Annotated in this window: 13 protein-coding genes; 6 read left to right on the plus strand and 7 right to left on the minus strand. The window is 59.5% G+C overall.

Features of this window, described 5'->3' with window-relative positions:
* Positions 1 to 8 precede the first annotated feature (8 nt).
* On the plus strand, positions 9 to 305 hold the full coding sequence (locus tag sake_RS00075; protein WP_129358286.1) for a hypothetical protein: 297 nt from the start codon (positions 9 to 11) through the stop codon (positions 303 to 305).
* A gap of 33 nt (positions 306 to 338) precedes the next feature.
* A complete protein-coding gene (locus sake_RS00080) occupies positions 339 to 617 on the plus strand; it encodes a DUF3349 domain-containing protein (protein ID WP_129358287.1) in 279 nt (92 codons plus the stop codon).
* Between the two features lie 117 nt (positions 618 to 734).
* Here the strand turns inward: sake_RS00080 and sake_RS00085 are convergent, their stop codons facing one another.
* Positions 735 to 1622 carry a hypothetical protein gene (locus sake_RS00085; protein WP_129358288.1) on the minus strand — a complete coding sequence of 296 codons (888 nt, stop codon included), beginning with the start codon at positions 1620 to 1622 and terminating at the stop codon, positions 735 to 737.
* Positions 1623 to 1835: 213 nt separating this feature from the next.
* Here sake_RS00085 and sake_RS00090 point away from each other — a divergent pair, with 213 nt between their 5' ends.
* From sake_RS00090 to sake_RS00100, 3 genes are all read left to right on the plus strand, one after another.
* Complete coding sequence (locus tag sake_RS00090) at positions 1836 to 2378, plus strand: peptidylprolyl isomerase (protein ID WP_129358289.1); 543 nt, start codon at positions 1836 to 1838, stop codon at positions 2376 to 2378.
* A gap of 388 nt (positions 2379 to 2766) precedes the next feature.
* Complete coding sequence (locus tag sake_RS00095; RefSeq protein ID WP_238147495.1) at positions 2767 to 3309, plus strand: rhomboid family intramembrane serine protease; 543 nt, start codon at positions 2767 to 2769, stop codon at positions 3307 to 3309.
* Positions 3310 to 4288: 979 nt separating this feature from the next.
* Positions 4289 to 5197 (plus strand): C40 family peptidase, encoded by a 909-nt coding sequence (locus tag sake_RS00100; RefSeq protein ID WP_238147496.1) that lies wholly within the window; start codon positions 4289 to 4291, stop codon positions 5195 to 5197.
* A gap of 195 nt (positions 5198 to 5392) precedes the next feature.
* On the opposite strand, the gene sake_RS00105 is transcribed toward sake_RS00100, so the two are convergent.
* From sake_RS00105 to sake_RS00130, 6 genes are all read right to left on the minus strand, one after another.
* Complete coding sequence (locus sake_RS00105; protein WP_129358291.1) at positions 5393 to 5587, minus strand: CsbD family protein; 195 nt, start codon at positions 5585 to 5587, stop codon at positions 5393 to 5395.
* 69 nt (positions 5588 to 5656) lie between these two features.
* The gene (locus tag sake_RS00110; protein ID WP_129358292.1) at positions 5657 to 5803 is read right to left on the minus strand and encodes a ribosome recycling factor; all 147 of its coding nucleotides are present in this window, start codon (positions 5801 to 5803) and stop codon (positions 5657 to 5659) included.
* Positions 5804 to 6019: 216 nt separating this feature from the next.
* Positions 6020 to 7135, minus strand: a complete 1116-nt coding sequence (locus sake_RS00115; RefSeq protein WP_129358293.1) for an NADH:flavin oxidoreductase/NADH oxidase — start codon at positions 7133 to 7135, stop codon at positions 6020 to 6022.
* A gap of 393 nt (positions 7136 to 7528) precedes the next feature.
* Positions 7529 to 8968 carry a galactokinase family protein gene (locus tag sake_RS00120; protein WP_243155704.1) on the minus strand — a complete coding sequence of 480 codons (1440 nt, stop codon included), beginning with the start codon at positions 8966 to 8968 and terminating at the stop codon, positions 7529 to 7531.
* A gap of 76 nt (positions 8969 to 9044) precedes the next feature.
* Complete coding sequence (locus sake_RS00125; RefSeq protein ID WP_129358295.1) at positions 9045 to 9653, minus strand: TetR family transcriptional regulator; 609 nt, start codon at positions 9651 to 9653, stop codon at positions 9045 to 9047.
* A gap of 44 nt (positions 9654 to 9697) precedes the next feature.
* On the minus strand, positions 9698 to 10237 hold the full coding sequence (locus sake_RS00130; RefSeq protein ID WP_129358296.1) for a type 1 glutamine amidotransferase domain-containing protein: 540 nt from the start codon (positions 10235 to 10237) through the stop codon (positions 9698 to 9700).
* Positions 10238 to 10401: 164 nt separating this feature from the next.
* Between sake_RS00130 and bioB the strand changes: the two genes are divergently transcribed.
* Entirely contained in the window at positions 10402 to 11574 is a 1173-nt protein-coding gene (bioB, locus tag sake_RS00135) for a biotin synthase BioB (protein ID WP_178945178.1), read from the plus strand.
* The last annotated feature ends 71 nt before the right edge of the window (positions 11575 to 11645 follow it).

Genomic DNA, 11645 nt, shown 5'->3' on the forward strand with positions numbered 1-11645 from the left:
GTCTGAGCATGAACTTTCTACAACTCATCTCAAACCTTGTCCCCGTGACGATCGCCGGGTTGATCCTCGGGGCAGGCCTTCCCGCTCTGTTTGCGGTCGGAATGCGCCTCTCCGCCGGTCAGACTCAGCATCAGGAAGACGGAAGCGTCATCCAGGTGCGGCCTCCTTCCACAGCGATGCGGCTTCTCGGAGGAATCGTCTTCGCCATCATCCTCGCGGCCATCGCCATGGGGATTCTCTGGATCGCCAAAGATTTTCTGTTTCACCTAACCGGATTCAATTTCTTGGGTCTCGCCAAAAAATAGGGCCCGCCACGGAGCTCTAGGAAAGGGGGCGACATGCGAAATATCGCTGCCTCCGTGATCAGATGGCTCCGCGCCGGTTACCCGGACGGTCTGCCCAGCCAGGACTACATTCCCCTCGTCGCCGTATTACGGCGGCGGCTGGGAGACGAAGAAGTCCTCGAGATCTGTCGGCAGCTCATCGCTGAAGGCGTTATGCCTGCCGGAAGCGTCGACATCGGCGTCGAAATCACCAAAATAACCGACGAGATGCCGTTGCCGGAAGATGTTGCCCGGGTGGAAGAACACCTGCGCCACGGCGGATGGGACCTCTGACCTCGAGAGCACATCCGAGTTCCGCCAAGCCACTTGGTCACAAAAAACGACGCCGCCACGCTGGTTGAGCGCGGCGGCGTCGTTGTCTAAAAGTTCAGGCGAACCTGGACTCCGATTTTATTTGTCGCCCTGGTCGGACTTGGGTGCCTGGTGCTTGCCGGCACGCTTCTCCGCCTCGGTGTTCTGAGGCGCATCGCCGGGACGCGGGATCGAGGACTGGGAATCATCAGCGCTCTTGGCGTCGGATTCCTTGTCCTTGTCCGCTGCCGGGGTCCCCTGGACCGACGTGGCGGGCTTGTCCATCGGGGCACCGGGGCCCGGATGGCTGGTGTTCTTGGGATCGTTCAACGACTTGACCTCCTGGTTGGAGGGGGCAGCCGACGAAGCAGGTTTGGTGACTTTCTGCTCGGACGGGTCAGCCTTGGCCGTTGAAGAGGACTGGTCGCCGCCCTTGCTCTCGGAGGGCTTCTGGTTGGCATCCGCGGGTGTCTTCCAAGGATCCTCAACCGGACGGGAAGCACGCCACGCGGCAACGCCGGCAGTCGCTCCCGCAGCGAGCAGACCGAAGAACACGAGACCCTTGTGGGACTTCTTGTTGGCCTTCTTCTGCTGCTTGGCGAACTCTTCGGCTCGCTTCGCAGCGGCCTTCTGAGCCTTCTTCAGAGACTTCTTGTTACCCGTGACCTTGGCGGCGAGGGCCTCGACCTGCGGGTGAGCTTCGGTGCTGTTCAGCTTGCCCGCCAGTGCCGTGGCAGCCTCTCCGGCGCGCTCGCGGGCATTGGAGACGGCGTTCTCCACCGCGGGAGTCGCACGATCGATTTGCTCCTGGATACGAGGCGCGACCTCCTTCTGTGCCCAGTCGTTGGCCTGGTCGGCACGTTGCTGGAGCTTGTTGGTGAGGTCGTTGACCTTGTCGACGCCCTCGGCGTAGCGGGCATTGGCCGTTTTCCTGGCCTGCTTCGCAGCCTTCTGAGCCTTCTTTTCAGCCTTCTTCTGGCATCCCATGGGTTACCTCCTCGTGGATCCGGTGCGCAGACAGAATCTCTGCCAGCGCCACCCGTCGAGAGACGGGCTGTTTTACCGAGTCAGTTTTAGTCCACTCTCAGGATATGTAATAGAGGGTGAAGTGTCCCCACCCCCAGGGGGTTCCGCCGCGTTGTTTTCACTGTAGGCGGAACACTATTGGGAGCTAGCTCGCCTCATGGGAAAATAACTGTCATGACTGCGATTCCCACTGCCAAAGCGACCCTTCATACCAACCACGGTGACATCGTGGTTAACCTGTTCGGTCATCAAGCCCCTAAGACCGTCAAGAACTTTGTCGGTCTGGCCGATGGTTCCCAGGAGTGGACCGACCCCAAGACGGGTGAAAAGAAGACCACCCCGTTGTACGACGGAGTGATTTTCCACCGCATCATTCGTGATTTCATGATTCAGGGTGGTGACCCCCTCGGCCAGGGCATCGGTGGCCCCGGGTACCAGTTCGATGACGAGATCAGCCCGGACCTCGACTTCAACGACCCCTACAAGCTGGCCATGGCGAACGCCGGTATCCAGAACGGCAAGGGGACCAATGGATCCCAGTTCTTCATCACCACCGTTCCGACCACCTGGCTTCAGGGCAAGCACACGATCTTCGGTGAAGTTGCCGACGACGATTCCAAGAAGGTTGTGGACGAGATCGAGGGTGTCGCAACCGGAATGATGGATCGTCCGGTCGAAGACGTTGTCATCAAGAACATCGAGATCGAACAGCTCTAGAACCAACGACTTCAGCACGGGGACCTCTCGGTGCCCGATTGATCGAGGCCCTTCCGCGACACCGCGGATGGGCCTCGTTTTGTCTATGCCGTACAAGCACGTAAGCGAGGAACACAGTTTCATGAATCAAGGACCGCCCCAATACGGACAACGCGACGACGCAGCCGCCTCCGGGGGTGAGCGCCCCGTTTGTCCGCGTCACCCGGACACCGTTTCGTACGTGACGTGCAATCGATGTCACCGTCCGGTCTGCCCGACGTGCCAGGTTCAGGCTCCTGTGGGAGTTCAATGCGTCGACTGTGTCCACGAGGCGAATCAGGAGGCTCGCCGCCGCGGTGCTTCTGTCCACAACAGGAATTCGATCTTCCCGGGCGCGTCCGGACTGGGAGTGACGTGGACTCTGATCGCGGTGACGGTCGTGGTCTTCGTTCTGCAGTGGGTCATCCCTCGACAGATGGTCCTCAATACGTTCGCGTACGCTCCGGTCCTCACCACCGTAGAACCCTGGCGCATGCTGACCAGCGGATTCGTACATTCCCCGGGAAATCTGCTGCATATCGGTTTGAACATGTACACGTTGTACATCTTCGGTGCAGCGCTCGAGCCGCGAATGGGGCGATGGCGTTTCCTTGCGGTCTATCTGCTTTCGATCATCGGTGGATCCGTGGCGGTGTACCTTCTTGCCAGTCCGTACACATTGGTCGTTGGTGCTTCCGGAGGGGTCTTCGGGCTGTTCGGGGCTTTGTTTGCGTGGACCAGGTTCCGCGGTGGTGAGACCCGAGGATTGCTCATTCTAGTTGCAATCAACCTGGTCTTCGGGTTCGTGGTTCCCGGAATTGCCTGGCAGGCGCACGTGGGCGGGCTCGTTGTGGGTGCCGTTATGGCCCTGATCTTCGACGTGACATCGCACCGGCGTCGGCAGAGACGATGACGTCCGACAAGACTTGTGATTACAAGAAGTCAGTCGCCGGAAAAGTTATCCACAAGGGTTACCCACAGCTGTTAATAACTACAGGCCTGTAACTCCACACATGTTAATAACTCTGTGGATGTCCGTCTTCCCTGAGTTTTCGGGCGTTTCGTGGCTCGAGGAACCTTTTTGAACCTTAACTTATCCACGCCTGTGGATAACTCTGTGCACGGGGTGGGGATGCGGACGCCGGCTACTGCCGCGCATCATTGTAATTTCAGGCGCCGAGTTCCACATGCACGCGACGATGTTGCCTCCATCAGTCACATGGAGACCCTATGGCCGGAGACCGGGGCGCCTGGCGGAAGGTGCCCCCAATTTGTCCGCGCCGCAGCGCTTGTCTCATCATTTCCGATGGTGCGCTCCCATGGCATATAGGCGTAATTACAATAAATTCAATTCAGGAGGGCAATCGGCCTTACTGATGACTCTTCGGATGCGTCCGAGAATAGATCTAACTCGAAAACTCAGGCTTACTGCCGCGGTTTGTTTAACGTTAGTAAAACAACACGTGACGTGGGATACCCCAGGAATTGTCCCTGTGCTATATTGAGCCTGCCGATCGATACATAGATCTGCTTCTCTGGGAGGCTTGCCGTACCCTGCCGCCGCCCAGAGAACCTGAACTCAGGACAACCTTTGGCAGGGGCGAGGTGTTGGATGGGGTTCTCTTCCTCACAAGACTCCGAGGGTAAGTGGTTTTGCTGACTGGGGTTCCTTGATGGATCTTGCACCAACCGCGTAGGCAAAGAGGAGGAAACCATTTCCCATGGCTCAACAAATCACTCGTGTTCGCCCAGTTACCCAGTCACACTTCTTTCGCAACACCGGAATCGGGTTAGCGACCGTCGGAATCGTCGCCGGTTCCATGACTTCAGCGAACGCTTTCGCATCCGCAACTCCGTCATCAACCTCGACCACACCTCAGACTCGACCCAGCTTGGCACTTGCAACTTCCTCCCCGGTTGCTCACACTTTTGTGGACTCCCAAGCATCTGCGCCGACCGGCGCCGCCCCCGCGGTTCAGCAGCCTGCTCCTGCCCCTGCGCCCACACCTGCTCCTGCCGCCCAGCCGGCAGCCAGTGTTCCTCAAGCGCCCTGGGCTCAGCAGCCCGTTGACGATGGCGCTGACACGTCGACTAATGTTCAAGCCTCTGAACCGGCAGCTACCCCTGTAGCTGATACGACGGCCCAGGCCCCGGCCCCCGCGGCTGTCCCGGCCGCTGAGACGACTCCGGTATCTGACCCCGTCGATGAGGGTGTTCAAGACGATCTGGTTGCCGACGATCTCGACAACGGAGCGGAAGCAGCCAACGATGCTGCCGACGCACCGATCGAGACCGTTCCTGCGGCAGAGACCACCCCGCAGCAGGATCTCGGCTCCGAGGTTGCCGACCAGGCACAGTTGGCACCTGTGGATCAGTCCCAGTCGACTGACACATTGTCGGCGCAGGCAACCGATGTCCAGCCCGTGGCGTCCACCGATGCCGTAACCGGTAGTCGTGCCCAGATCGTCCAGGACGCCCTGGCCGGGGTCGGCGGATCCTATGTGTGGGGCGGTCAGGACTATATGGCCTGGGATTGCTCCGGATTCGTCTCCTACGTCTACGCTCAATCGGGGATCAATCTGGATGCGTACACGTACAGCATGAAGGACCAGCTCGTGCCGACGTCTGCACCCCAAGCCGGGGACGTCGTTTTTACGAACAACTATGCCCACGTAGGCATTTATCTCGGTGACGGGCAGATGGTATCCGCGCTCAACCCGGAACAGGGAACGCAGATCACCGCAGTCGACGGCGGCGGAATGATGACGGTGGACGGTTACTACGCCGCTCCCGGACTCTGATATCCGATAGCACTCCCCATTCCAAAAACAGGGGTTGCGGACAACTGTCCGCAACCCCTGCCGTCGTCTCCACCTCAAAAGGGTGAATTCGCCCGGACTGGATAACGAGATGTCGAGTTTTCCGGCTTTAAAGACCTGTGGCGGGCCACCCGTACAGGTGGCCCGCCACAGGCAGGCAAATGTGAATGCCGGGTATTAGCCCTTGAGCTTGTTCCCGATGTTGCGGGCGGCATCCTTGACCTTCTCGGCGCCGTCCTTGACGGCTGCGCCGAGCTGGTCGCCCTTGCCTTCATTCTTCAAATCATCATTGCCTACTGCTTCGCCGACTTTTTCCTTGGCGTTGCCGGAGGCATCCTGAAATGCGTTATTGGCCTTATCCTCGATACCCATATGGGACTCCTTTCATTGGGGTGCCCCTAGGAAATGTCCGAGGGACAAGCAAGAACGAACAACGACAGATTAGTTGTTGCCGAACTTATCGTTCAGCGCATCCTTGGCCTTGTCGACATGTTCGTCCTTGACGGTGTCTTTGCCAGTCTTGTCATTGACGGTGTCCTTGCCCTTGTTTAGAGCGTCGCCCGCCTTGTCACCAATATCGAAACCCATAGTTGGCCCCTTTCGTCTCGGCGATCCTTGCTATTTTCAGTGGTGCGGACCGCCACTTGTGTTCGAGACTAGGGCAAACAAGGGGTGATGTGAACCGCTTTCGCGTATCAGATCGAATTGTTCACCCCTGGCAAAACGTCGTTACCAAAACTCCACCAAACATCCAGGGAATTTTGAGGACGGAGATAGTTAGTTTGGTTTTTTACTAAACGAGATCTATCGCTTGGCTCGATAGAACTGATCCGGCCAATCCGTATCCTGGCGCAATTCCTGAGCGGCCCTGAGAACCCATCGAGGGTCGCGCAATGCTTCGCGGCCAATGCTGACCGCATCGGCCTGACCCGTCGCAATGGTGTGCTCGGCCTGAACCGGGTCCGTAATGATTCCGACGGCGCTTGTCGTGATCCCTGTTTCGCGCCGGATATGTGCCGCGAATTCGGTCTGGTACCCCGGTACGGGAACAACATGCGGCTGGGGCAGATTGCCACCACTGGACACATCCACCATGTCGACACCGAGTGTCCCTGCCTGCCGGACGAATTCCGTGATGTCGGCGAGATCCGCGTCGTTGGCGCGGCGGGCTGCCTCGGAGCCTGCCTCTTCCTTCCAATCGACCGCAGAAACCCGGATCATCAACGGCATGTTTTCCGGTATCGCGGCACGAACCTGGCGGACAACCTCGAGCGGGAACCGCATTCTGTTCTCCAGGTCATCGCCACCCCACTTGTCCTCGCGGGTGTTGACGTCCTTTTGCAGGAACTCGTGAAGCAGGTATCCATGAGCGGCGTGAATCTGAACCGTGTCCACTCCGGCGTCGACGGCGCGGGTCGCTGCCTTGCCGAAAGCTCGAGCCGTGTCCAGGATGTCCTGTTCGGTCATGGCCTGTGGGGCATCGAAGGGGCCGAACGCCTGATCCGTGGGAGCCAGAGTCGTCCAGCCGCCCTCATTCTTCTCCAGTGAACCTTCGGGGTAGCCGGGCAGGGCATGATGCGTGGAAGCTTTCCGGCCTGCGTGGGCCAGCTGGATGCCGAACTTGGCGCCTTGGCCATGTTCATGGACGAAGTCTGCGATACGAGCAAACTGTTGGGCCTGGTCGTCATTCCACAGTCCCAAATCTCCTGGCGAGATTCGTCCCTCAGGCACGACCCCGGTTGCTTCCGCTGTGACGAGGGCGAAGCCGCCGGTCGCGAACGAACCCAAGTGCATCAAATGCCAGTCGGTGGGAACGCCGTCGTCGGCTGCGCTGTACTGGCACATCGGTGCGACAAAAGCTCGGTTCTTGAGGTCAAGGCCTCGGAGGGTCAACGGCTGGAATAGGTATGAAAAAGCCACAAAGCCGCCTTTCGCGGGGAGGAATTGTGATGGGCGTGCTCATCTCAACTTGAGTGGCCGGGTCGTTATTCCCCTGCGGGCGGCCGCGCCCTCTGAACGTTTCGAAGCTCACAAAGACTTGCCTTCCAAGCATCTGCTTCGATGGCTTCGACATAAAGATTTGATAACGATGTGCGCGCCTTGTTGTGAAACGTACTCGCGAGTGTTTTATTGGTACCTATCGATATCGATCGGTGCTCCAGCACATCGGAAATTCCGCCTCATGGGCCTGCAGTGAGGCGGTTTTAAGGGAATGAACCACGTGAGTCAGGCACGGGGCGGAACGCAAGAAAAGCGTTCCGCCCCCGTAGACAAATAATGAATTTTAATTAAATTCTGTTCTTTTTGAGCGCTTTAGATATCACGGTTAGCCGGGCGCCCCGGCGCCAAGGGAAGGAAAACGGGGACCTCAAAACCTTGTGCTGCGAAGGCAGCGGCTACGGCCTGTGCAGTCTCCGCAACTGCTTCGCGGGTCGTCAGAGCCAGTACGGCTCCACCGAATCCGCCGCCCACGAGTCGGGCACCCAAGGCACCGTGTTCCAGGCACGTCTCCACGGCGATGTCGAGCTCTGCCCGCGATGCGCCGAGATCGTCACGCATCGAGGTGTGGGAGGTTGTGAAGAGCCGACCCAGTTCCTCCCATGTTTCTCGAGAGGTCGGAGTCCGATCCGTGAAAAGAGTGCGAGCACGCTCGACGAGCATCATGTCCGTGAAGACGTGCTTCAACCAACTATGCAGCTTTTCCGCGCCGATCCGCTCCGGGACCCCCGATAGGCGCGCGCAGCGATCCAGAGTCTCATTGACGGTCAGCTCGCGAGCTCGACGCGCGTCGTCGGCCGCGAGTTCGGGGAAGCCGAGCTCCTCCGGCAGGAGATCGCGAAGTTTGTCGACGCCCGCCAACTGCCTGAGCTCCTCGCACACGTCTCTCCGGCTGGAGTACTGCCCATCAGCCAGGTCGTGGGGCGCGCGGGTATCGATTACCAGGAATGCCAGGCCGGCCTCGGTCACGTTCACGTCGACGGGTTCGATCGAGAAATCCCGGAAATCCACGACCATTGCCTGCCCGGGAAGAGACCGGAGCGACGTCGTCTGATCGAGGCCGCCGGTCACGGCGCCAGCCACCTCGTTTTCGGCCCGCATGCACACCCGGGCAAGTCGTGCCCGAAGGTCGTCGTTGTCGGGGCCGCAGCCGCCGACCGGCAACGGCTCCATGGCCGCCTCCGTGCGGAGTGGGCAGGACAGTTCCAGCAGAGCGAGGGCCGTGGAACATTCCAGAGCGGCCGAAGAGGACAGTCCGCCGCCGACCGGAACCGTGGAATCGATGAGTAAGTCCGCTCCGAAATCCGGCGGCAAGGCGATGTCTTGGCCGCCCTCTTGGTTCATGGACCACGCAACGCCACCGACGTATGCGAACCATCCGGAAATGGTTCCGGGAGCGATCTCCGGGACTGGAAATTCAACGGGATTCGACATCTGCCGGGACTCCGCGTGGAGGATTCCATCCCGTCGAAGCCGTCCTGCGATCAGGGTCCGGTAGGGAAGGGGCGTGGGAAAACACGAGCCCCCATTGAAGTCGACGTACTCTCCGAGGAGATTCAGGCGCCCCGGAGCCGACCAGATGCCATCGGGTTCCGAGCCGTACCTGTCGATGAAGGCCTCGCGCAATGATTCCACCTGCGCAGTGTGGTCCGGCAGGGAGGCCCACTGGGCCACGATCGAGGCCTCGGTCATGGAGTTGTACCTGAATTCTTCTCGTTGATGGTGTGATTCGGCGCGGATTCGGATTTCGGGCACCGCGATACAGGTCGCGGAACTCTCGGCTCACAACGCGCCCCAATTTATTGTAAAGCGCGGGAGGCTACCCCCTCGACTAGGAGGTATGTGATCCTTCCACAATGCCCAGAACGATGGAACTGACTCCGAAATCGCATGCTTCGGCGTCGTCCGAGGCCATAACGGGGCGCTCGCCGGTCGGGGCGGATGGCGATTCAAGCCGGATTCGGTTATGTGCCGTCGAGACAAAACCGAGGACCGTGTACAGCACGGAACGGGCTCCCCAATCGGCTCGTCGCTCGCACACACCGCCGAATTCCAGGCAGTTGCGGATCGACACGAACGCAGAAACGGAATCGGGATCGGCGGCCAGGGCGATTCCGATGACGTCTGCGCCGTCTTGAAAACGCAGAACGGAATCTCTGACGGCTCGAGCCTGTCCGACTACGGCCTCGATCAGCTCCCGCTCGGTCATCGCCTCAGGCTGCGAAGCTTCGGCGCCGCCCGGGGACAACAACGGCTCCGGGTCGAGCATTTTGCTCGCCAGCTGCGTAAGCAATTCCTGTTTGTTCTTGACGTGATAGTACAAAGCGCCGGGGGCAACCCCGAGTTCACCAGCTACCCTGCGCATGGACAGATCACCCAGCCCGTACTCGCTCAAGAGCGACAGGGCTGTTTCCAGGATGCGTTCACGGGTGAGGGCCACGGGAAGAGTCTACCGATTCCATCCCGAGTCCCTGCCCGCGCGGTTTATGAGGAGAGTGCCTCGGAAATTGCGGCGTTGAAAGCGTCGATGTCGCCGGGGTTGCGACTCGTGATGAGGTTTCCGTCCACCACGACCTGTGAGTCTTCCCAAAGCGCACCGGCGTTGATCAGATCGGTCTTGGTCGAGACGAACGAGGTGAGCCGACGTCCACGAGCGAGTTCCGCCTGGGCCAGGATCCACGGAGCGTGGCAGATCGCGGCGACGGTCTTCTCCTGGTCGAAGAAGGCCCTCACGAATTCGGTTGCGCCCTCGGCAATGCGCAAGGTGTCCGAGTTGATGGTGCCGCCGGGCAGGACCAAAGCGTCGAATGCATCTGGTTTGGCCTCGGAGAGAGGGAGGTCCACATCGAAGGAATCTCCATGATCCCAGTCGCCATTCATCGCCGTCAGTTTGCCTTCGGCGGGCGAGACGATGACGGTCTCGGCACCTGCGTCGTCGAGAGCCTTGCGCGGACGAGTCAGCTCGACCTCCTCCACACCGTTGGTCAGGAGGAAAGCGATTTTCTTGCCGGAAAGATCTGCCATGATCTGCACCCTTCTATGTGATGTTCTTATCTCAAACCTATTGCGACGCGGCATGGATGGGAATAGATGTGCGCTGAGAGCCAATCCCTGCTTCGCACGTCATATGACCAGCCATGGCCGAGTACATACTTGAACACTGTTCAAAAACGGGCTTCAATGCATCCATGCACATTTCATACACGGAACTCGCTCACGAGGTGGCTGCTGGCCGCCACCTAACCCGAGACGAAGCTCTAACCCTCTTATCGGCCAGTGACGCCGAAACCTTCGAGATCGTCAACGCCGCATCCATCCTCCGACGCGCGAACTATGGCAACACGGTCAAGGTCAACTACCTGGTCAACCTCAAGTCCGGCCTGTGTCCGGAGGATTGTTCGTATTGTTCCCAACGCTTGGGATCGGCCGCGGAGATCCTGAAGTACACGTGGATCAAACCGGAGGAAGCCGTCCGTCAGGCCAGCATGGGCGTGATCGGCGGGGCTTCACGCGTGTGCATGGTCGCCAGTGGAAAAGGCCCCACGGACCGGGACGTCGAACGGGTTTCTCGCATGATCGAAGGCCTTAAGAAAAGCAATCCGGACATCGAGGTCTGCGCGTGTCTCGGAATCCTGAAAGAAGGGCAGGCCGAACGCCTCAAATGTGCCGGCGCGGATGCGTACAACCACAATCTGAATACTTCCGAGGACCACTACGCGGAGATCTGCTCGACACACTCGTATTCCGAACGAGTTGCCACGGTTGAACAAGCGCACGACGCCGGACTCCAAGCTTGCTCGGGTCTGATCGTCGGGATGGGGGAAAGTCCCGAGCAACTGGTCGAGGCGGTATTCTCCCTCGTTGACCTGGACTCCGAGTCGATTCCGGTCAACTTCCTCATGCCCTTCGAAGGAACCCCCTTGGAAGGCACCTGGGAACTTACCCCACTGAAGTGCCTGAGGATCCTTTCGATGGTTCGCTTTGCCGCGCCGGAAGCGGAGATTCGCATGGCCGGTGGCCGCGAAATGCATCTGAGATCTCTTCAATCCGTGGCCCTCCACGTCGTCAACTCGCTCTTCTTGGGCGACTACCTCACCAGCGAAGGTCAATCGGCTCTGGACGATCTGCGCATGATCCAGGACGCAGGATTTGTAGTGTTGGGCGCCGAGGACAGAGACCTCGTCGCGGAACACGAAGCATATCTGGAAGCTCACCACGCAGACGGTGCGGAGCCGGAAACACCGGCCAGCACGCCGCCTTGTGGTCAAAGCCCTCATTGTTCCGCCGGCGGAGAAGGTGCGCCGGTTCCGGTCACGATCAGGCGGCGCGGCGTGGGTACTTCGGTCGCCCCAAATGCCTGAATCGGAATAGACAGTCAGTCCGCCTCCGAAAAATGTTATTTCTGCCGGGCTCGGTCGGATAAAGTCGAAAC

Source organism: Kocuria sp. TGY1127_2, assembly GCF_013394385.1.
In the GTDB taxonomy this organism is placed as follows: domain Bacteria; phylum Actinomycetota; class Actinomycetes; order Actinomycetales; family Micrococcaceae; genus Rothia.